Origin of the sequence: Bradyrhizobium sp. HKCCYLRH3099 (assembly GCF_051167855.1) — a bacterium.
Lineage (GTDB): Bacteria > Pseudomonadota > Alphaproteobacteria > Rhizobiales > Xanthobacteraceae > Bradyrhizobium.
The window spans coordinates 77,696-98,212 of the sequence record NZ_JBNPTW010000004.1 but is presented as its reverse complement, the minus strand read 5'-3'; the positions used below and the strand labels follow the sequence as shown (position 1 = coordinate 98,212).

Below are 20,517 nucleotides of genomic sequence, written 5' to 3'. Positions count from 1 at the left end.
TGACACCATCGGCAATTTCGCACATCGAGGCGCGGTCCGCTAGCACGGCCATCGAGCTAAGCCACGACCTCCAGCACCAGCTCCATGGTCATCAGCACCGGATTGTCGCCGCGGATCAAACGGCCTTGCGCCAGCGCGCCGGTGTAGTCGACCAAAGCGATGTCGAGCGTGGCTTCGAGACCGTCAGCGCCAGGCGCGATGGCGCCGGACTTAACGGTCAGCTCGGTGGCGAACGGCTCGACGATAGGCCCATCTGCGAAGCGTGCGCCGATGGTCGAACCGACGCCGCCCCGTATCCTTGCTTCACGGATCTCCTGCGAGCGACAGAACTGTTCCAGACAGCCCGCAAAATCCTGGTTGGGCCGCAGCCGCAGCGCGAAGGCGCGTCGCTCTGCTTTCGTCTCGCGCGGCGCAGCCGCCACCGGTCCGAACAGCTTGAAGCCCGTCTCGGGATCAGGCTCGGCCGCGAAGATCGCGCCATCGAGCCCGAACGCCTCGACCTCGAACGGCTCGGCGACGATCGTCTCCTCCGGCAGAATGTGCCCGCCCCCATGGCGCCCGCCCTCTTCCGTCCACAGCGCGTGGCAGTGGAAGAACGGCGCGCCGTCGCGGATGCCGAGCGTCATCGTCCCGGTCGTCAGATGCGTGACACCGGCCGGGCGATAGGTCTCGCTATAGAACGCGGCGTAGTCCGGCGTCTTCGACAAGGCCGGCATCACATAGGCGAACGGCCCGAGCGCGCCGCGCTTGAACTCGAGCACGCCGCCGGCAAAGCCATGGGCCGCGAAGCCGCGATGCGCCGCTTCCAGCAGGGGCCGTCCCGGCTCCATGGTGAAGGTGAAGGCGCGGCCGCGCGCCTCGACGAACTGAATTCGCTCGGCGACCGGCGCGCCCGGCTGGGTGATCGATCGCATCGCTGCTCAGCCTTGCTTGGTGAGATCGAGCAGCCCGCGCGCCTCGAGCTCGTCGCGCACCAGGCGCTTGGGGATCTTGCCGTAGCCGGACTTCGGCAGCGCATCCCAGAAGAAGAACCGCTTCGGCATCTTGTACCGCGGCAGCTTGGTCGCGAGATAGCCGGCGATATCGCTCTCGCTCGGCGCTGTCGCGCCCTCGCGCGCGACGCAGACGGCGACACCGACCTCGCCCCATACAGGATCGGGCACGCCGAGCACCGCGACCTCGCCGATATCCGGATGCGTCAGGATCTTTTCCTCGACCTCTCGCGGATAGATGTTGGAGCCGCCGGAGATGTACATGTCGGACGCGCGGCCGGTGATGTAGACGAAGCCATTCGCGTCCATGTGGCCGAGATCGCCGGTGCGGAACCAGCCGTCGCGAAACGCCTTCGCGTTCGCTTCAGGATTGTCGTAATAGCCCGCGAACACCGCCGGGCCGATAACGCAGATCTCGCCGGTCTCGCCCGGCTTCCGCTCGCGGCCCTGATCGTCCTGGATCGAGACCTGCATGCCCGTACGCTCATAGCCACAGGTGCCGATCCGCGCGTCCGGTCCATCCTCTTCCTCATGCGCCGTGGCCGGCAGCACGGTGATGTTGCCGGTGACCTCGCCGAGGCCGAAATATTGCACGATGACCTTGCCGAGCCGCGCCAGCGCGCGCTTCTGGTCCTCCCGATACATCGGCGCGCCGGCATAGATCACGTGGCGCAGCGAGGAATGGTCGAACTGATCGACGGCGGGATGCTCGACCATCATCTTCAGGATGGTCGGCACGGTGAACAAATTGCTGACGCGATGCGTCTCGATCAGGCGGAAGGCCTCCGTGATGTCGAACTTCTCGCTCGGCAGCAGCACCGTCTTGGCGCCGCGCGCGCTCTGCATCAGCTGATGCACGCCGGCGCCATGCGACAACGGCGCAACGACCAGCGAAGCGTCGTGCTCGGTGGTGCCGGGCGTCAGATCGGCGAGATGATTGGTGATGACGAACGCCATCTGGCCGTGGGTCAGCACGGCCGCCTTGGAGCGGCCGGTGGTGCCGGAGGTGAAGAAGAACCAGCAGGGATCGTCGTGCTCGACCGCGGCGTTGGCCATCTCGGCACCCGCATGCGCGGCCATGGCCTCGGCGACGGCGCGCGTGCCGAAATGGCCGCTCTGGCCGATGCACCAGGTGAACGACGTAGTCGTCACCGCCGCGGCGTGCTCCGGAAAATCGCCGTGGCAGAGGAACGCCTTTGCACCCGACGCCGTGGCGAGATACGCGACTTCGTCCGGCATCAGACGGAAATTGGTGGGCACCCAGACCGCGCCGAGCCGGAACGCGGCGAACATCGAGACGAACATCTCCTCGCAGTTTTTCGAGTGCACGAGGATACGATCGCCCTTGGCGATCCCCTGCTCCGCCAGCGCCGACGCCAGCGCCGAGACCATCGCGTCGATCTCGCGCCAGGCCCAGGACCGCTCGCCCCAGACGAAGCCGGCGCGGTCGCCGAGCCGGCGGCCGTTCTGGGTGACGATATGCGCGAGGTTCATGACCCGGCGGGACATCCGCAGATGCGTCATCGACGAACCCTCGTGCTGACGGCCCGGATGAAAAGACCCGTGAACAGGCTCATATGGACGCGTCCCCTCGGTCGATTTGTCGAGCGATCCCAGCCGCCCGGTCCCTTGAAGCTTGTTTATCCCGGTCCCGCGCGCCCTCGCAAGGCCGCGCGCCCCATCGCACCCATGCGGCCGCGCCATTCGAACGAATGCGGATGCCGTGCGACAAATCCGTGCCGGCCGCGCATTTCCGATTTCACCGCGCGCCGAATCTGATTTGAGGACATCCATGATCGATCGTCGTTTCCTGCTTCTCGGCTTCGCCAGCATGCTCGCCGCGTCCCCGCTCTCCGCGCAGACGCAAGCGGCCAATGATCCCGCTGCAATCATGACCGCGATCTACACCCGCGTCGCCAAGGGCAAGGGCGAGGACGGCGGCAACTTCGTCATTGAGGACAGGAAGGCGCGGACGAAATATCTGTCGAAGGCGCTGGCCGCCGAATGGGCCAAGATGGATGCCCGCACGCCGAAGGGCGAGGTCGGCGCGGTCGATTTCGATCCGATCACCAATTCGCAGGATCCGGACGTCGCCTCGTTCAAGGTGACGCCCGAGAAAAAGGAGGCGGACAAGGCGACGATCGCGGTGACGATCGCCGGTCATCGCGACGACCGCAAGGAACAGGCCGACAACGTCATCCGTTACGACTTCGTGCGCGACGCCGGGCAGTGGAAGATCGACGACATCCGCGGCGCCATCGACGGCAAGCCATGGTCGATCCGCGCGATGCTGGCCGATTTCATCAAGCTGACCGATAAACCGAAACGAAAGTAGAATGCCCCCATGACCGCCGTCCGCGACAACAAGGCCCGCAGCCGCTTCGAGCTCGACGTTGAGGGCAGCATGGCCTTTGCCAATTACAGGGCCACGCCGCAGGCGGTCGTCATCACCCACACGGAGACCCCGGTGGCCTTGCGCGGCCGGGGCATCGCCTCCGAGTTGGTCAAGGGCGCCCTGGAGCTGATCCGCGCCGACGGCCACAAGGTCGCCGCCGGCTGCAGTTTCGTCGCCGATTACCTCCGCGACCACCCGGAGAACCAGGACATCATGGCCTGAGAGCCCCGTAGAACTACCGGACGTGGCGTTTGCACCGCGCCTTTAACTTCATGGCTACCCGGATGGATGAGCAATCCCCCGCCGAACAGACAACCAGACCAATGGGGAGAGGCTCATGTTCATCACTGCCATTTTCGACGTTGTTAAGCGCTACATGCACTATCGCGCCCAGCTCGCCTGCCTCGAGCGGCTCGACGACCGCACGCTGCGCGACATCGGCGTCAACCGCGACCAGATGTATGCCCAGGCCTGGGCACGCGCGGCCGTCGTGCACGCCTGAGGCGTTCGCACGCAATCCCGCATCATTCGATCAAAGACGACAAAGGCCCGCACGATGGCGGGCCTTTCGCTTTTTTGCAGCTGAGCCGAGCTGCTCAGTGCTTGATCTCCGGCGGCAGCTTGCCGCCATTGGCCGCGAGCTTGCTCATCACCTGCTTGTGCAGCCAGACATTCATGCTGGCGGAGTCGTTGGTGTCGCCGCTGTAGCCGAGTTCCTTGGCGAGTTCCTTGCGCGCGGCAAGGCTCGAATCGATGTCCAGCGCCTTCATCAGGTCGACGATCGAGGTCCGCCACTCCAGTTTCTCATGCTTGGCGGCCGCGGCCTTGTCGACGATCGAAGCCACGTCGATGTTTTGCGGCGCAGCGGCGGGTGCCGCTGCCGGGGCTGCAGCCGCGCCACCGGCCGCCGGCGCGCTGCCGCCTGCGGCCGGCGCACTGCCGCCGGCCGGAGCAGCCTCGGCATGATGGCCGAAAATCGCGCTCATGATTTTTCCGAAAACGCTCATCAATGGCTCCCAAAAGATAGTGATCGAATGAAGAACTCGGCCGGCGGTGTTCCGTTGCGGAGCGGTCCGACGAAGCCTCTTCGTGCCCCGATCGCCTCCCAACCCGGACAAGGCGACGATTGTGAAGCTTACCGAAGGCGGAATGACGGCGGAATGACTTTGTCCGGGGAATGCGCAGCTTCGTGGCCTTCCCGCATCGCATCAATGCACTGAGACAGACACAGCTGTCACCGAGCCGTGAGTATGCGCGGCCACAATCGCCATTATGCTCTTCGCTTCCGTTCGCGAATGGCCGTCACCCTGGGTTCGTCGCGTCTGGCCATCCGCGAATCCTCCAACGAGAAGCGCAGCCCGCCTGCGTGGTTGGGAAGCGCCCTGTGCAAATGAGGGAGCAAACGACGATGGCCACCACCCACAGCAATGTCGACTCTCACGTTCGGCCGGCCGGCGATGTCGCCGCCGAGATCACGATTCGCACGATCGATGTGTCGAGCTTGATGCGCGCGCTGCGGCTCGGCTGGGACGACTTCAAGGCCGTCCCGAGTCACGCCGTGATGCTGTGCGCGATCTATCCCGTGCTCGGCCTTGTGCTGGCGCGTGCGGTCTTCGGCTATGCGGTGTTGCCGCTGCTGTTTCCGCTAGCCGCCGGCTTCGCCCTGCTCGGCCCGTTTGCCGCGCTCGGCCTCTACGAACTCTCGAGCCGTCGCGATCGCGGTGAAGAACCGAGCGCCTGGGATGCGCTGGACGTGCTGCGCTCGCCGTCGTTCGGATCGATGCTCGGATTGGGCACTCTGCTCCTGGCCTTGTTCGTGACCTGGGTCGCGACAGCGCAGGCGATCTACGTCTCGGTGTTCGGCTATGGCGGCGCGGCGGGTGTCGGCGATTTCCTGCACCGCGTGCTCACGACACCGCAGGGATGGTGGCTGATCGCGGTCGGCTGTGGCGCGGGCTTCGCGTTCGCGCTGCTCGCGCTGTGCCTCAGCATCGTCTCCTTCCCGTTGATGCTCGACCGTCACGCCGGCGCACTGGACGCCATGACGACCTCGCTGCGCGTCGTGGCGCAGAACCCGGTTCCCGTCGCCATCTGGGGTCTGATCGTCGCAGTGCTGCTGGTCGTCGGCACGATCCCGTTCTTCCTGGGGCTCACCGTGGTGATCCCGGTGCTCGGTCACGCCACTTGGCATCTCTATCGCGAGGCCATTGCCGTCCACCCGGACGCGGTCACGATCGTGCCGCCGCCCGCGCGTCCGTCGAAGCCGGCGGCGGATTTTCCGGCCAACCTCTTCCCGTGGCGGTCGCGTGACGGGATGTGAACTGGCCGATGCAACGATGCCTGCCGCCGGCCTTGCGGGCCGGCGGTCGTGCTTAGGACGGACGGGAGCGGCGATGTGGAATGGTGGTTCGCGGCGGGGCGAATCTCACGAAAAGCAGACGCCAACGTGATCGAGAGGCCTTGTTGCTGCCGCGGTTGCGCCTGACACGGAGCGCGCCCAAATTCATTCGAGCGATTGCCGCCCAGCCATTACCGTCCAGGTGTTTCGATGATTGTCCGCGTCCTCTCCGCAGCCGCCTCCGCCTGCCTCGCCGTCCTGATCACGTCCTCCGCACCCGCGCTGGCGGCGGTTCCCTGTGGCAGCGGTAATTTCGATGCCTGGCTCGCCGAGTTCAAGACCGAGGCCGCGGGCAAGGGGATCTCGCAGAACACGATCAACGCCGCTTTGACCGGCGTCACGCCTGACCAGAGCGTGCTCAACCGCGACAAGGGCCAGAAGGTTTTCACCCAGACCTTTGAAGAGTTCTCCGGCCGCATGGTACCGCCGCGGATCACCCGCGGCTCCAACATGCTCAAGCAATACGGCTCGGTGCTGTCGCGCATCGAGCAGAGCTACGGCGTTCCCGGCGAGGTGCTGGTGGCGATCTGGGGATTGGAGACCGACTTCGGCGTCAACAGCGGCAAGTTCCAGACGATCCGGGCGCTGGCGACATTGGCCTATGATTGCCGCCGCGCCGAGCAGTTCCGCGGCGAGTTGCTGGATGCGTTGCGCATCGTCGATCGCGGCGACCTGCAGCCGGCCGAGATGCGCGGCGCCTGGGCCGGCGAGATCGGGCAGACGCAGTTCATGCCCTCGTCCTGGATCAAATACGCGGTCGATTTCGACGGCAACGGCAAGCGCGACCTGATCCGCAGCGCGCCGGACGTACTCGCCTCCACCGCGAATTATCTGAAAGGCTATGGCTGGCAGAAGGGCAAGGACTGGGAGCCGGGCAGCCCGAACTTCGCCGTCATCCAGCAGTGGAACAAGAGCGAGGTCTATGCCCGGACGATCGCGACCTTCGCCACCCAGTTGGCGCGGGCCCCGTAGCCCCAAACCGGCAACGGCCGATCGCGCGGGGACGCGACCGGCCTGACGGCGATGAAGCGGATGCAGCCGTTACTTGATCATTCCCGCCTGCATCGCCTTTGTCAGATGCACGCTGCAGGCACCCATCTTGCCGCTGAGCAACGCATCCTGCGCCGCCGCGATCTCCTTCTGCGCCGTGAAGCGGGCGTCGCCATCGGCCATGGCCTCGATGGCCGTCTCGGTCTTTTCCAGATTGGCCCCGCTGCAGCCGGCACCATGGTGCCTCGCCGCCTGAACCGGTCCAACCGCAACAACTGCCGCAGTCATGAGCGCGGCCCCCAACAGTTTGCTGATCATTGTTATTCCTCGCTGGTGCGACGGCATCAGCATCATTGCCCGATACCGCGACAGTTTGTCGCACCCAGCGACCGTTCGCGCGAAATGAAATCCTTGCGAGCGCGGCGTGAGGAACATGCTCGTCCAGGGGCAGCAGTAGAAGTATTGAATTATAATTCATTGCCACTTCAAGGGGACGCCAAGTGGAAGCATATCGCATCGCACAATTCATCGAACGGGCCGAGATTCGATAGCCCCGCTTTGAACGGCCGATTGAAAATCCGTATGAATACCGGGCATTTCCGGGCCGCCTCTGCGCTGGGCGATCCCTGCCCGATTCTTACCCAAGAGTTACTCAAGCTATGCGCCGACGTTTTAGCTGCGTCGCAACATCAGCGCTTCCGCATCGCAACAATCTCTTCTATGTTCATTTCAACGATGAGGTTCACCCGAAGAACTGAATCGCGAACTAAAGGAGATTTTCCATGTTGCTCTCGCTCATCCGCATGGTCCAGGCGTTCCGTGAGTATCAGCGCAACGTTGCCGAGCTGTCGCAGCTCAGCGATCGCGAACTCGCCGACATCGGCCTCGACCGTTCGGACATTCCGCGCGTTGCTGCTGGTCACTACAACGGCTGATCAGCCCTCTTCCGATATCGACCGGACATCGCCCGCCTCGCTGCGGGCGTTGCCGTTTTTGGGCCTCTCCGCGGCGTCTGCCACACGTGCCCGGTTTCTCGCGCCGGGGCTCACTCGCGCATTTGCACCGCGCGGGAAAAGCGCTACCTGTCCCGCGATGACAGGGACCAAATCACCTCACCAGACCGTCCACGTGATCGGCGCGGGCCTCGCCGGATCCGAAGCCGCTTGGCAGCTCGCGGAAGCGGGCGTGCACGTCGTGCTGCACGAAATGCGGCCGGACCGCATGACCGAAGCCCACCGGACGTCCACGCCGGCCGAACTGGTCTGCTCCAACTCCTTCCGCTCCGACGATGCCGCCAACAACGCCGTGGGGCTGCTGCATGCCGAGATGCGCCGGCTCGGCTCGCTGATCATGCGCGCGGCTGACGCCAACCAGGTCCCCGCCGGTGGTGCACTGGCCGTCGATCGCGACGGCTTCGCCGCGGCCGTCGCCCATGCGCTGGAAGCCCATCCCCGCATCGAGCTGCGCCGAGGCGAGGTCACCGGCCTGCCGCCGGTGGAATGGGAGAACGTCATCGTCGCCACCGGTCCGCTCACCTCGCAGCCGCTGGCCGAGGCGATCCGCGGGCTGACGGACGAGAGCGCCCTTGCCTTTTTCGACGCCATTGCGCCGATCGTGCACAAGGACACGATCGACATGTCGAAGGCCTGGTTCCAGTCGCGCTACGACAAGGTCGGTCCCGGCGGCACCGGCGCCGACTACATCAACTGCCCGATGACCCGGGAGCAGTATGACGCCTTCGTCGCCGCGCTGCTCGCCGGCGAGAAGACCGACTTCAAGGAGTGGGAGACCAACACGCCCTATTTCGACGGCTGCCTGCCGATCGAGGTGATGGCGGAACGCGGCCACGAGACCTTGCGCCACGGTCCGATGAAGCCGGTCGGCCTGACCAATCCGCACAACCCGACGGTCAAGCCCTACGCGATCGTGCAGCTGCGTCAGGACAACAAGCTCGGCACGCTCTACAACATGGTCGGCTTCCAGACGAAGCTGAAATATGGCCCGCAGCAGCAGATCTTCCGCACCATTCCAGGTCTGGAGAATGCGGAGTTTGCCCGGCTCGGCGGCCTGCACCGCAACACCTTCCTGAATTCGCCGAAACTGCTCGACCAACAGCTGCGCCTGCGCGCGCAGCCGCGACTGCGTTTTGCCGGCCAGATGACGGGCTGCGAGGGCTATGTGGAGTCGGCGAGCATCGGATTGATCGCCGGCCTCTATGCCGCGGCCGAGACACGCGGCGCCAGTCTGTCGCCGCCACCACCGACCACTGCGCTCGGCGCGCTGCTCGGCCATATCACCGGCGGCCATATCGAGACCATCGACGGCGCAACGCGCTCGTTCCAGCCGATGAACATCAATTTCGGCCTGTTCCCGCCGCTGGCCGTGGCGCCGACCAAGAAACCCGACGGCACGCGGTTGAAGGGCAATGAAAAGACGGTCGCCAAGAAGCAGGCGATGAGCGCACGCGCGCTGGCGGATCTCGACCGCTGGATCGCCGAGCATCTCCGCGTCGCAGCCGCCGCGTGAGAGTCCGATGAGCCTGCCGAAGACCGACTCCGCTGTGCTGGCGGCGCGCTGGAGCGAAGGCGTGCTGCTCAAGCGCGACGTGTTCTCGACCGTCGAGCGCGGCCGCTTCAAGAGCGACACGGGCGAAGTCGATGCCGTGCTGCGCCGGCTCGACGAGGTGCCGTGGTGGTCGTTCGTGCTGGCGCGGCATCTGTTCGCCCGGGAGCGCAAAGCCCTGACACGCGCGAAAGGGCTCAATGCCGGTCCCGATCTGTTGTGGGCCGGAGATCGCGCCCTGGTCCGCGGCTTCATCAACGGCGTCGCGCTGCACCTCGCCAAGCCGCACGGCAACGTCGCCTATTTCCGCTCCGCCAAGCAGATGATGCGCCGGCTGCATCGCGCCGGGATCACGCACAACGATCTCGCCAAGGAGCAGAACTGGCTGGTCGGCCATGACGGCCATTGCTACGTGACCGACTTCCAGCTCGCCGCGTGCTTCTCACGCCGCAGCCGGCTGTTCCGGATCGCGGCCTATGAGGATCTGCGCCATCTCCTGAAGCACAAACGCAGCTATGCGCCGGAGGCGCTGACTCCGAAGGAGCGTAAGATCCTGGCGCGGAAATCGCTGTTCGCGCGCGTCTGGCTGATGACCGGCAAGAAGGTCTATCGCGCGATCACCCGCGGTATCTTCAACTTCACGGATCGCGAGGGCGGCGGCCGGCGTCTCGTCAACGATGCGCCTGTCCTGATGGACATGATCCGTAAGAACCCGGCGGTGCGCGATGCCGCGATCGTCGCTTTCGCCGATCGCCGGTCGGGCGTGGGCCTCTATGCCTTCGTCGAGGCGGAGCAGCCTGCGCTCGAAGCGCAGTTGCAAAGCGAACTGGCCTCGGCAAAGGGGCCCAAGCCGCCCGAGCACATTCAGGTGGTTCACGCCCTGCCGCGCGACGCCGGCGGCCGGCCGCGCACGGAGCTGCTGCAACTCGTCGCCATGAACCAGATCGACCTGATCGAGCCGATGATCACGAGTGACAGCGACCGTGCCTTCCTTAAGGACATCCTGGATTCACGCAAGAACCTGCGCGACCGTTTCAATTTCGAGGCGGATTTGAAACTGCCGTCGCATTGACGACGGCTATGGCTTCCCTACGTTCTTGATACAGGTCGGGTCGCCCTTGCCATGAGAGACGCAGTCCCACTCCGGCCCAAAGCCATTGGGAACATTCGTCCGGACCGGAATGCCGAAGGCAGCGAGCCAGCCGAACACAGCCGCGAACAGGATCGCCAACAAGACGGCAAGTGCATTGCCCTCGAGGTGCCAACAGAACCATCTCCACATGCGCGTCTCCCGCAATCGGCGACGAGCAATCCTGCGGGGGATCTGGTACCCTGTCCTACCCCACCGACGGACGCCCGCAACGGGAGGATCGAACCATGGATATCGGGACGAGTACTGTGCGCGAGATCACCTCGGCGACCGACGTCGTCCCGACCGGCGGTGCCCTTGGCGCCGAAGTCCGGAATATTGATCTGAAGAGCCTCGATGACACATCATTCGCCGCCCTCCTCGAGGCATTCCACCGCCATTCGGTACTGCTCATCCGCGGACAGCACCTGACCGACCAGGACCTGATCGCGTTCAGTCGTCGCTTCGGCGATCTCGATTTCGCGCCGATCCAGGAGAACGGCCGGCGCTTCGTCGAGGGACTGCCGGAGATCTACATCGTCTCGAACGTGAAGGTGAATGGCGAGGCGATCGGCAGCCTCGGCGCGGGCGAAGCGGTCTGGCACACGGACATGTCGTATCTCGACACGCCGCCGATCGCGAGCGCGCTCTATGCGCTGGAGATTCCGCCCGTGGGCGGCAACACCTCGTTCTGCAGCATGTATGCGGTCTACGACGCGCTCCCATCGGAGCTGAAGCGGCGCATCGCCGATCTCAAGATCAAGCACGACGGCACCTACAACAGCGGTGGCTTCGTGCGCCAAGGCGTGACGCCGACCGATGATCCGCGGACATCACCCGGCGCGATCCATCCGCTGGTCTGCACGCATCCCGCGTCCGGCCGGCAGATGCTCTATCTCGGCCGGCGGCGAAATGCCTATCTGGTCGGACTCGAGCTCGCGGACTCTGAAGCGCTGCTCGATGAGCTCTGGAGCTATGTCGCGCGCCCGGAGTTCGCGTGGGAACACGTCTGGAAGGTCGGCGATCTCGTCATCTGGGACAATCGCAGCACGATGCATCGGCGTGATCCGTTCGACGATCATGCCAGGCGAATCATGCATCGGACCCAGATCAAGGGAACTGAACGCCCGCGCTGATTCGCTGACCTGCAAGCTGCGCCTGAACGCGCAGCAAATTGCCTGCGAATGAGTTGCAGCTTGCTCCAATTTTCCGCGCACGCCGCCTTGAAGCGTCCAATTTCCGACTCAGAGCGGCAGACTGTGCCGACAATGAGCAGATGTTGGCGCGAACGTCCTGCGAATTGCCTCCGAGCCGAAACACCCCCGACAAATTGCCGTGGTTGATTTGAAGCACTGGTGAAACGCGGGAGATGACGCACGTGAGTCTCAGAAGCAACGTGGCACGACACGCCGAAAGCAGCCTCATCCAGGTCATCCCGACGGGAAAAGCGCTCGGCGCCGAAGTGTGCAACGTCGATCTCAGATCCTTCGACGATTGGGCGTTCGCCTCCTTCATGCGCGCCCTGCTCAAGCATCAGGTTCTGCTCGTGCGCAACCAGCGTCTCGGCGATCGCGACATCGCCGCGTTCAGCCGACGTTTCGGACATGCCGACCTGATGTACACGTCGCACGGACCCATGCTCGGCGACAGGCTCGCCTTCTGCAGCCTCTATGCCGCGTATGACGCCCTCTCGCCGGCGTTGCGCAGCCGCGTTGCGCATTTGAAAGTTCGGCACACGACGACCGAGACATCGGATGTCGGACGCCGCACCACGATCGCGGGGCCGGTTCATCCGCTGGTCGGCAACCACGCCGATACCGGCCGCCCGATGCTGGCGCTCGGGCAGCGCCGTCATTCCTATGTCGTCGGGCTCGAGCATGACGAATCCGATGCCCTGCTCGATGATCTCTGGCAGCTCGCCGAGCGGCCCGAATTCACCTGGGCCCACACCTGCCGCGGCGGTGATCTGGTCGTCTGGGACACTCGCTGCACTATTCACCGACAGGAAGCGCTCGGCATTCCCAGGCTGGCGCACAGCCCGCCGCTCTGGAATGCGATACCGACGGCGTAGAGGTGGGTGGACTCAGCGGCCGCGAAAGCTGGAAGTCCTGGCCGCGCGCCACAACGTCCACAGCGTGGCCAAGCGTGAGCGGGGCTGCGGCTGGAACGGATCGCCGGGGCGCCGCTTGGCCACGGCGAGGTCACGGCGCACCAAAGCAAGTGTCAGCAGCGCGGGCCGCACGGCCGGCGGCGCCTCGCGCGCAAGCTGCAGCGTATGATCGAGATGCTGGCCGGCCTGCTCGCGCAATTCGGCGACAACAGCGTCGATCGCCGGCGTCGGTTTGGCGGCGAACATCTCCTCCTGCCCCACGCCGTGGCGCTCGAGGAGCTCGAGCGGGATATACAGCTGCCGGTGCGCGGCATCCCTTGGCAGCGACGAGATCACCTGCAGCAGGCCGAGCGCGACGCCGGCATGGTGCGCCAGATGATCGATACCCTCGAAGCCGCCGCCGACGAGCCGCGCGGCCAGAGCAAACAGCGCCCCATTTGTGTCGCTGAGATACCCGTCCAGCGCGGCCATGGTCGGCATCGGATCGTTGTAGAGATCGAATTGATGCTCGTCGATCAGGCGCGTGAGCCGCTCGGCCGGCAGGCCGAAGCGCTGCACGGTCAACAGCAGTTCGGCGGCGACGGGATTGCCTTCGACGCCACCATGTTCGTGCCCGGTCAGCGTATCGCGCCACCATTGCAGGCGAACCTCGCCCGGCAAGGGCTGGGTGACGAGATCACGGATGCGCGTGACCTCGACGTAGAAGGCGTACAGCGACAGCAAGGCGCGGCGGATCTCCGGCGCGACGAACAGTGTCGATGCGTAGCGGTCGAAATCATGTTCGCGGACGAGCCCCGCGCAGAACGCGGCGTCGCCGGCCTCGTCCCGCTCGCTCATGGCACCGCGATGAGCGCAGCCGCCACGCGCCTCCGCTCGCCGATCATGACGTTGTAGGTGCGAATGGCGGGCCCCGTCTGCATCGAGTCGAGCACGACGTTGACACTGCGGAGCGCCGCGCGCAGCGGCGCCGGCGCGATCCAGACTTCTGTGCCGGTGCCGATGATCAGCGTATCGATCCTGTTCGCGGCATCGAACACGCGCTGCAGAGAATAGCGGTCGATCTGCCCTGGCTGCGTGACATCCCAGGCCCAGATCGAATCCGGCAGGCACAGCAGCGAGCCGCGATGCGACATGTCGGCGAAGGCAAAGCCGCCCTTGCCATAGCCGTCGATCGGTGCCGACCGCGGGAAATGCGGGGTATCAGCTGACATGCGAAATCAACCTCTCAGCCCCGATCCGGGTCCAATGGCTGATCCCGATCAAGGCTTCTTCTTCGGCTCGTCGACCTGATCACCCCGAACGGTTCCGACGCCGAGATAGATCAGGATCGGCGCGGCGATGAAGATCGAGGTATAGGTGCCGACCAGCACGACGCCGAACATCATCACCGCGGTGAAGCTGTGGATCGCCGTGCCGCCGAACAGCAACAGCGCGAGCAGCGCCAGCGTCACCGTGACGTGGGTGATGATCGAGCGCGACAGCGTCGAGTTGATCGACTCGTTCAGCAGTTGCGGCATCGGCATCTTCTTGTAGCGCCGCAGCATCTCGCGGATGCGGTCGTAGATGACGACGGTGTCGTTCAGCGAATAGCCGAGAATGGTGAGCAACGCCGCGATGCTGGTGAGGTCGAAATCGACCTGGCTGATCGACATGAAGCCGATCGTCAGCACGATGTCGTGGACGTTGGCAATCATGGCGCCGAGCGCGAACTGCCACTCGAAGCGGAACCAGAGATAGATCAGGATCGAGACGATCGCGAGCATCAGGCCAAGCATGCCCATCGCCAGCAGTTCGCCCGACACGCGCGCACCGAGCACCTCGACGCGGCGATAGTCCACCGTATCACCCAGCGCGCCGCGCACCTTGTTGACGGCCTCCTGCTGCGCGCTGTCACCGCCCGGCTGCGCGGCGAAGCGGATCAGGACGTCGGCAGGGCCGCCGAACTGCTGCAGCTGGACTTCGCCGAGATTGAGCTTCGACAGCTCGTTGCGCATGCTGGCGATGTCGGCGGTACCGGATTTCGCGCGGACTTCGAGCAGCGTGCCGCCCTTGAAGTCGATGCCGAAGTTCAGGCCGTGCGTGAAGAACAGCACGATGGCGATGATCGACAGCGTCGCCGAGATCGGGAAGCTGATGCGGCGGAACTGCGTGAAGTCGAAATGCGTGTCGTCGGGGACGATGCGCAGCGACGGCAGCAGGCCGAGCGCGCTGACCACCGTCAGCACCGCGATCAGGATGCCAAGCCCGATGAGAACCCAGTGTGTCACAGTAGCTCCTAGATTGGCACGCTTTGCGGCCGCTTCCAGCGCACCCACGCCGCGACGATCAGGCGGGTCAGCGTGAAGGCGGTGAAGACCGTGGTGAGGATGCCGACGCCCAGGGTCACGGCGAAGCCGCGGACCGGGCCGGTGCCGATGTAGAACAGCACGGCGGCGGCGATGAAGGTGGTGATGTTGGAGTCGAGAATGGTCGCGAGCGCGCGCTTGAAGCCGGCATCGATCGCCGAGATCGCGTTGCGGCCGCCGCGCAGCTCCTCGCGGATGCGCTCATAGATCAGCACGTTGGAGTCGACGGCGATGCCGACCGTCAGCACGATGCCGGCGATGCCCGGCAGCGTGAGCGTGGCATTCAGCAGCGACAGCACGCCGAAGATCATGGCGACGTTGACGATCACGGCGATGTTGGCGAACACGCCGAACAGGCGGTAGGTCACCAGCATGAACACGATGACCAGGATCGAGCCGACATAGGAGGCGAGCTCGCCCTTGGCGATCGAGTCGGCGCCGAGGCCGGGACCGACGGTGCGCTCCTCGATGACAGTCAAAGGCGCCGGCAGCGCGCCGGCACGAAGCAGGATCGCGAGCTCGTTGGCGGACTGCACGGTGAAATTGCCGGAAATCTGGCCCGAACCGCCGGTGATCGGCTCGCGGATGACGGGTGCCGAGATCACCTTGTTGTCGAGGATGATCGCAAACGGCTGGCCGACATTCTCGGTCGTGGCCTGCGCGAATTTGCGCGAGCCGGACGAGTTGAAGCGGAAGCTGACGATCGGCTCGTTGGTGCGCTGGTCGAAGCCGGTCTGCGCGTCCGAGAGATCACCGCCGGAGACCAGCACCTGCTTCTTCACGACATAAGGCTGATTGGGCGGCGTGGCGCTTTGCAGCACTTCAGAATCCGGCGGCACCCGCCCCTGCAGCGCCTGCTCGGGCGACACCGTGGTGTCGACCATCCGGAACTCCATCTTCGCCGTCCGGCCGAGCAGGTTCTTCAGCTGCGTCGGATCCTGCAGACCCGGGACCTGCACCAAAATGCGGTCGGTCCCCTGGCGCTGGATCACCGGCTCGACGGTGCCGAGCTCGTTGACGCGGCGCTCGACGATCTGGATCGACTGCTCGATCGTCTGGCGGACACGCTCGGTGATCGCGGCCTGCGGAATCGTCAGCCGGATCAGGCCGCCGCCGGCATCGCTGACCTCGAGGCTGCGCTGTCCACTGGAGCCGAGCAGGCCGCCGAGCGGCTGGGACAGATCGCGCAGCTTGGACAGCGCGGTCCCGGCATCGGTGTCCTTGGTGATGCGAACCTCGACGCTGTCGCCACGGCTGCTCAGCCCGGTATAGCCGATCTTGGCGTCGCGCAGCGTCCGGCGGACGTCATCGCGAACCGAATCGAGCCGCTCCTTCTTGACGTAATTGGAGTCGACTTCGAGCAGCAGATAGGATCCGCCCTGCAGGTCGAGGCCGAGAACGATATGGCGCTGCGCCCAGGCGGGCCAGGTCTTGACCGTCGCTTCGGAGAAGAAGTTGGGCACCGCGCACAGGCACACCACGAGCGCCGTGAGAATGATGCCCAGCGCCTTCCACCGCGTGAAATACAACATGGAGGTTGTCCGTAGGGGCCGCGCGCAGCCCGGAAAATCACAACATCAGATCAGACGAAAGCCGGGATTGGTCCCGGCCGGACAGCGATCAGCTGGCCGCCTTCTCGTCCTTGGCGTCCGCCTTCGCCGGCTCGCCCTTGGCGCGGACGCCCGCGATCATCTGGCGCATCTGGCGCACGCGCACGCCATCGGAGATTTCGAACTCGACTTGGTCGTCGTCGACGACCTTGGTAACCTTGCCGACCAGACCGCCCTGGGTCACGATCGTGTCGCCGCGACGGACATTCTTGACCAGGTCGGCGTGCTCCTTGACCTTCTTCTGCTGCGGCCGGAGGATCAGGAAGTACATGATCACGAAGATCAGCGCGAACGGCAGCAGCGACATCAGCATGCTGTTGGTATCGCCAGCGCCGGCGGCCTGGGCATAGGCAGGGGTAATCAGCATGCGGTCGATCCTCGTGGGCCAATGCCCGGTGAGACGGGAATAGCCGGCGATCCACGCTGCTCTCGGCGCGGGCCGGCCTCTTGCGAATTTGGCGCGGAATATAGCGGCCGCGGTCCCAATAGCAAGGCGCACCGCCCCCTCATTTCGCCCGCTTGCGGCCGCCGGCAAGCCCCGATATGGCTGCCCCATCAGGAACTTGCAGCATGTCGAAAAAGCCAGCCAAAGCCCCGGCCCGCGCCGCCGCCAAGAGCGTGTTCAGACCCGTCGCCAAAAGCTCCAAGACTACGGTAAAGCCCGCAGCGCGAGAGCCGTCCAAGGTCGCGGCAAAACGTCCCGCTGGCCCGTCTGGGGACGATGACACGGCGGGCCGGATCGCCCGCGCGCTCGAAGCCATTGCGGCGCATCTGGCAGCAACCGGTGCGGGTGCCGTCCCCGCGCCGGACTTCGACGCGGCAGATGCGTTCGTGTGGCATCCGAACGGGCGGCTCGCGACGGTGCCGCGCGTCAGCCGCGTCGAGATCGACCTGCTCAAGGGCATCGATCGGATGCGCGACATCCTGATCGAGAATACCGAGCGCTTCGCCAACGGGCTGCCGGCCAACAACGCGCTGCTGTGGGGCGCGCGCGGCATGGGCAAGTCGTCGCTGGTGAAGGCCGCCCACGCCAGCATCAACGTCGCGCGCAAGCCGGCCGACCGGCTGAAGCTGATCGAGATTCACCGCGAGGACATCGAGAGCCTGCCGGCGCTGATGGACATCCTGCGCGCGGCGCCCTTCCACTTCATCGTGTTCTGCGACGACCTCTCCTTCGACGGCAATGACGCGTCCTATAAGTCGCTCAAGGCCGTGCTCGAAGGCGGCATCGAGGGCCGCCCCGAGAACGTCATCCTCTACGCCACCTCGAATCGTCGACACCTGCTCGCCCGCGACATGATCGAGAACGAACGATCGACTGCGATCAATCCTGGCGAGGCGGTCGAGGAGAAGGTCTCGCTGTCCGACCGTTTCGGCCTGTGGCTCGGCTTCCATCGCTGCAGCCAGGACGAGTACCTCGCGATGGTCCGGGGCTATTGCAGCCATTTCGACATCGCGGTGGCAGATGACGAACTGGAGCGCGAGGCGCTCGAATGGTCCACCACGCGCGGCTCGCGCTCGGGCCGTGTCGCCTGGCAGTTCACGCAGGATCTCGCCGGCCGCCTCGGCGTGCGGCTCAGCGCGAAGTAAGGCGCGCTTCGCCAGCCCCAGTTTCCGTCATTGCGGCAAACATCGCTGCCCAAAACGAAAAAGGGCCCACCGAAAGGCGGGCCCTTGCTTGTAAGGTCAAAAGTGTCGGCGGCTCACGCCCCGTTGAGGAATTGCAGCGGGTCAACCGGCGATGATCCCTTGCGGATCTCGAAGTGGAGCTGCGGCGATCCGACTTCTCCCGATTGACCCGACTTGGCAATGACCTGGCCGCGCTTGATCGGATCTCCGCGCTTCACCATCAGCTCACTCGCATGGGCATATGCGGTGACGTAGCCGTTGGAATGCCGCACCAGAACCAGATTGCCATAACCCTTCAATTCGTTGCCCGCATAGGCGACGACGCCATCCTCGGCGGCCTTCACCGGCGTGCCCTCGGGCACCGCGATGTTGATGCCGTCGTTGGACTTGCCGTTGGTCTTGGCGCCGTAGCTCGTGATCACCTTGCCGCGCGCCGGCCAGCGGAAGGTCGGCAGCGAGCTGGTGGTCTCGGCCGGACGCGCCGGCTCCTCTTCCTTCTCGGGCGCGGGATTGGCCTGCGCGAGACGCGCGGTCTGCACGGGCCCTGCGGCCGTGGCCACGCGCGTGGTCGGCGCTGGCGCCGGCACGGTCGCAACCGCCTGGGGAACGGTTGCAACCGGAGCCACCGGCGCAGCGGCCGCCACGGCTTTGCCAGGGACGGTCAGCCTGGCACCGAGCTTCAACGGCGAAGCCTGGTCGAGATTGTTGGCGCGGGCGAGCTCGGCCGGCGAGACGTGGTTCTGCCGCGCGATGCTGGCGAGCGTGTCGCCGCGGTTGACGAAATGCACCGTGGACGGCGCCGCCGCAACGGCCACCGGCTTCGGCGCGACCATCGGGGCCGCGGCGACCGGAGCCGCCGCCGGCTGCACCGCAGGCGCGGCAGCGACGGCTCCCGGATGCGGGATGATCAGTTGCTGGCCGGGAGACAGCGCGCGCGGTCCCTTGTAGCCGTTGGCGGCGAGGATCTCGGCGGGCGTCACCCGATAGCGCTTGGCGAGAATTTCCAGCGTGTCGCTGGTGCCGACGATGATCTTGGTGCCTCCGGCAGGACGCGCGGCAGCGACCGAGCGCGGCGGCACGGCGCCGGTGGTCTCGAGCTGCGGCTGCGCCGGAGGCGCATAGGCGTGAGGCGCTGGCGTGTAGGTCTGGGCCTGCGGCGCCGGCACGGCGGCCGGCGGAGCGTAGGACGCAACGCCGCGTCCGCCCCCTGAGATGCCTCCAGCGCCGCCACCCGACGGGTAGGTTTGCGGAGCGCCGACCGAGGGCGGAGGCAGCGCCGACGACGAATAGGCCGGAGCCGGCGCGGCCGGCGGCGTATAAGACTGGCTGTACTGCTGATGCTGCCGCGCCGGAGGCGCCTGCACCGAACCGGTGGAATCGGAAGCAAAGGGGTTCGAGAAAGGACTTTGCGTCTGGGACAGCCGCGTCGACATGTCGGCGCTGCAGCCGGCGACGCCGAATGACATCAGCGCCAGCGCCGCAACCTGCGGCAGGCGGCGCGAGCGAAGCAACTCGACGGTGGCGGGCATGGTTACTCACTCGTACGCAACAAACAACGAATTCGAGTAAACACAGCCGCGGTAAATAAGCGCTTAAGCCGCGAATAAAGCGTTGTCGGACTTGCTGATCCGCTGCTTTAGAGTTCGCGCGCAATGCCCGGAATTGCAGGCACAAATCGGACGTCGACGAGCTCTTTTCGCTCGAAATGATCGCCCGCCCTGACGACCTTGACCAGTGTCTGCACGCCATGCGGCGGCCCGACCGGCGCGATCAGGATACCGTCGTCCTCCAGGCGACCGAGCAGGCTCTGGGGAATTTCGTCCATCGCCGCCGTCACGATGATGCGGTCGAACTGGCCGCCGCCCGCGGGCAAGGCGTAGCCATCCCCCAGCATCACCTCGACATTAAAGCAATTGAGCTTCTCGAGGCGGTCGCGCGCCTTGTCGGCGAGGGTCCGGAATCGCTCCACCGTCAGGACGCTGGCGCACAGCTTGGAGAGGACAGCGGCCTGGTACCCCGATCCGGTCCCGATTTCGAGCACGCGGTGGGTCTTCTGCAGCTTCAGCTGCTCCGTCATATAGGCCACCACGAAAGGCTGGCTGATGGTCTGCCCGCAGGCAATGGCCATGGCGCTGTCGCGGTAGGCATCGGGCCGATCGGCCGGCAACACGAACTCCTCGCGCGGCACCTCCTCCATCGCGCGCAGCACCGCCTGGTCGCTGATCCCGCGGCGACGCAGGGTCAGCTGAAACATCATCTTCTCGGGCGGAGGGATCGGGGGCATCACGCCATTCGGGTTTGTTCGGCTGCGATCAATCTAGAGCATCATCCGCAGCTTGCGCAGCGGATTTCGGAAG

23 protein-coding genes are annotated in these 20,517 nt (G+C 65.4%); 11 read left to right on the top strand and 12 right to left on the bottom strand.

The window, feature by feature from the left end; translation table 11 throughout:
• Positions 1-56: 56 nt before the first annotated feature.
• Together ACQR1Y_RS11175 and ACQR1Y_RS11170 are read right to left on the bottom strand one after the other, a co-directional pair.
• Positions 57-914: a PCC domain-containing protein gene (locus ACQR1Y_RS11175; RefSeq protein WP_434877232.1), complete on the bottom strand. Its 858-nt coding sequence runs from the start codon at positions 912-914 to the stop codon at positions 57-59.
• Positions 915-920: 6 nt separating this feature from the next.
• Positions 921-2,516, bottom strand: coding sequence for an acyl-CoA synthetase (locus ACQR1Y_RS11170; protein ID WP_434877231.1), 1,596 nt, complete (start codon positions 2,514-2,516; stop codon positions 921-923).
• A 268-nt stretch (positions 2,517-2,784) separates the two neighbouring features.
• Between ACQR1Y_RS11170 and ACQR1Y_RS11165 the strand changes: the two genes are divergently transcribed.
• From ACQR1Y_RS11165 to ACQR1Y_RS11155, 3 genes are all read left to right on the top strand, one after another.
• Positions 2,785-3,327 (top strand): DUF3828 domain-containing protein, encoded by a 543-nt coding sequence (locus ACQR1Y_RS11165; RefSeq protein WP_434877230.1) that lies wholly within the window; start codon positions 2,785-2,787, stop codon positions 3,325-3,327.
• 9 nt (positions 3,328-3,336) lie between these two features.
• Positions 3,337-3,609 (top strand): GNAT family N-acetyltransferase, encoded by a 273-nt coding sequence (locus ACQR1Y_RS11160; RefSeq protein ID WP_434877229.1) that lies wholly within the window; start codon positions 3,337-3,339, stop codon positions 3,607-3,609.
• A 115-nt stretch (positions 3,610-3,724) separates the two neighbouring features.
• Positions 3,725-3,889, top strand: a complete 165-nt coding sequence (locus tag ACQR1Y_RS11155; protein ID WP_434859025.1) for a DUF1127 domain-containing protein — start codon at positions 3,725-3,727, stop codon at positions 3,887-3,889.
• A 94-nt stretch (positions 3,890-3,983) separates the two neighbouring features.
• Here ACQR1Y_RS11155 and ACQR1Y_RS11150 read toward each other — a convergent pair whose 3' ends face one another.
• Entirely contained in the window at positions 3,984-4,394 is a 411-nt protein-coding gene (locus ACQR1Y_RS11150; RefSeq protein WP_434877228.1) for a DUF3597 domain-containing protein, read from the bottom strand.
• Between the two features lie 401 nt (positions 4,395-4,795).
• Here ACQR1Y_RS11150 and ACQR1Y_RS11145 point away from each other — a divergent pair, with 401 nt between their 5' ends.
• Entirely contained in the window at positions 4,796-5,707 is a 912-nt protein-coding gene (locus ACQR1Y_RS11145) for a DUF2189 domain-containing protein (protein WP_434877227.1), read from the top strand.
• Positions 5,708-5,935: 228 nt separating this feature from the next.
• Positions 5,936-6,757 (top strand): lytic murein transglycosylase, encoded by an 822-nt coding sequence (locus tag ACQR1Y_RS11140; protein WP_434859028.1) that lies wholly within the window; start codon positions 5,936-5,938, stop codon positions 6,755-6,757.
• Positions 6,758-6,826: 69 nt separating this feature from the next.
• On the opposite strand, the gene ACQR1Y_RS11135 is transcribed toward ACQR1Y_RS11140, so the two are convergent.
• Positions 6,827-7,093 carry a hypothetical protein gene (locus ACQR1Y_RS11135; RefSeq protein ID WP_434859248.1) on the bottom strand — a complete coding sequence of 89 codons (267 nt, stop codon included), beginning with the start codon at positions 7,091-7,093 and terminating at the stop codon, positions 6,827-6,829.
• A gap of 464 nt (positions 7,094-7,557) precedes the next feature.
• Between ACQR1Y_RS11135 and ACQR1Y_RS11130 the strand changes: the two genes are divergently transcribed.
• From ACQR1Y_RS11130 to ACQR1Y_RS11120, 3 genes are all read left to right on the top strand, one after another.
• A complete protein-coding gene (locus ACQR1Y_RS11130) occupies positions 7,558-7,710 on the top strand; it encodes a DUF1127 domain-containing protein (RefSeq protein ID WP_006614327.1) in 153 nt (50 codons plus the stop codon).
• Between the two features lie 157 nt (positions 7,711-7,867).
• Positions 7,868-9,301 carry a methylenetetrahydrofolate--tRNA-(uracil(54)-C(5))-methyltransferase (FADH(2)-oxidizing) TrmFO gene (gene trmFO, locus ACQR1Y_RS11125; RefSeq protein WP_434859029.1) on the top strand — a complete coding sequence of 478 codons (1,434 nt, stop codon included), beginning with the start codon at positions 7,868-7,870 and terminating at the stop codon, positions 9,299-9,301.
• 7 nt (positions 9,302-9,308) lie between these two features.
• The gene (locus ACQR1Y_RS11120) at positions 9,309-10,409 is read left to right on the top strand and encodes a serine/threonine protein kinase (RefSeq protein WP_434877226.1); all 1,101 of its coding nucleotides are present in this window, start codon (positions 9,309-9,311) and stop codon (positions 10,407-10,409) included.
• A gap of 6 nt (positions 10,410-10,415) precedes the next feature.
• On the opposite strand, the gene ACQR1Y_RS11115 is transcribed toward ACQR1Y_RS11120, so the two are convergent.
• Complete coding sequence (locus ACQR1Y_RS11115; protein ID WP_434894301.1) at positions 10,416-10,619, bottom strand: hypothetical protein; 204 nt, start codon at positions 10,617-10,619, stop codon at positions 10,416-10,418.
• A gap of 95 nt (positions 10,620-10,714) precedes the next feature.
• On the opposite strand from ACQR1Y_RS11115, the gene ACQR1Y_RS11110 reads away from it, so the two are divergent.
• Complete coding sequence (locus tag ACQR1Y_RS11110) at positions 10,715-11,602, top strand: TauD/TfdA dioxygenase family protein (protein ID WP_434877225.1); 888 nt, start codon at positions 10,715-10,717, stop codon at positions 11,600-11,602.
• A gap of 242 nt (positions 11,603-11,844) precedes the next feature.
• Positions 11,845-12,537, top strand: coding sequence for a TauD/TfdA dioxygenase family protein (locus ACQR1Y_RS11105; protein WP_434877224.1), 693 nt, complete (start codon positions 11,845-11,847; stop codon positions 12,535-12,537).
• Between the two features lie 12 nt (positions 12,538-12,549).
• Here the strand turns inward: ACQR1Y_RS11105 and ACQR1Y_RS11100 are convergent, their stop codons facing one another.
• The 5 genes from ACQR1Y_RS11100 to yajC all read right to left on the bottom strand — a co-directional run bounded on the left by ACQR1Y_RS11100 (position 12,550) and on the right by yajC (position 16,898).
• Positions 12,550-13,413 carry a phytoene/squalene synthase family protein gene (locus ACQR1Y_RS11100; RefSeq protein WP_434877223.1) on the bottom strand — a complete coding sequence of 288 codons (864 nt, stop codon included), beginning with the start codon at positions 13,411-13,413 and terminating at the stop codon, positions 12,550-12,552.
• Entirely contained in the window at positions 13,410-13,787 is a 378-nt protein-coding gene (locus tag ACQR1Y_RS11095; protein ID WP_434859035.1) for an Mth938-like domain-containing protein, read from the bottom strand. The genes ACQR1Y_RS11100 and ACQR1Y_RS11095 overlap by 4 nt, the downstream gene beginning before the upstream one ends.
• Positions 13,788-13,835: 48 nt before the next feature.
• A complete protein-coding gene (gene secF, locus ACQR1Y_RS11090; RefSeq protein ID WP_434877222.1) occupies positions 13,836-14,843 on the bottom strand; it encodes a protein translocase subunit SecF in 1,008 nt (335 codons plus the stop codon).
• An 8-nt stretch (positions 14,844-14,851) separates the two neighbouring features.
• A complete protein-coding gene (gene secD, locus ACQR1Y_RS11085; protein WP_434859037.1) occupies positions 14,852-16,453 on the bottom strand; it encodes a protein translocase subunit SecD in 1,602 nt (533 codons plus the stop codon).
• A gap of 88 nt (positions 16,454-16,541) precedes the next feature.
• On the bottom strand, positions 16,542-16,898 hold the full coding sequence (gene yajC / locus ACQR1Y_RS11080; protein ID WP_434859038.1) for a preprotein translocase subunit YajC: 357 nt from the start codon (positions 16,896-16,898) through the stop codon (positions 16,542-16,544).
• A 203-nt stretch (positions 16,899-17,101) separates the two neighbouring features.
• Between yajC and ACQR1Y_RS11075 the strand changes: the two genes are divergently transcribed.
• The gene (locus tag ACQR1Y_RS11075; protein ID WP_434877221.1) at positions 17,102-18,121 is read left to right on the top strand and encodes an ATP-binding protein; all 1,020 of its coding nucleotides are present in this window, start codon (positions 17,102-17,104) and stop codon (positions 18,119-18,121) included.
• 113 nt (positions 18,122-18,234) lie between these two features.
• On the opposite strand, the gene ACQR1Y_RS11070 is transcribed toward ACQR1Y_RS11075, so the two are convergent.
• Entirely contained in the window at positions 18,235-19,689 is a 1,455-nt protein-coding gene (locus tag ACQR1Y_RS11070; protein ID WP_434877220.1) for a peptidoglycan DD-metalloendopeptidase family protein, read from the bottom strand.
• A 107-nt stretch (positions 19,690-19,796) separates the two neighbouring features.
• Positions 19,797-20,444, bottom strand: coding sequence for a protein-L-isoaspartate(D-aspartate) O-methyltransferase (locus ACQR1Y_RS11065; RefSeq protein ID WP_434877219.1), 648 nt, complete (start codon positions 20,442-20,444; stop codon positions 19,797-19,799).
• Positions 20,445-20,517 lie beyond the last annotated feature (73 nt).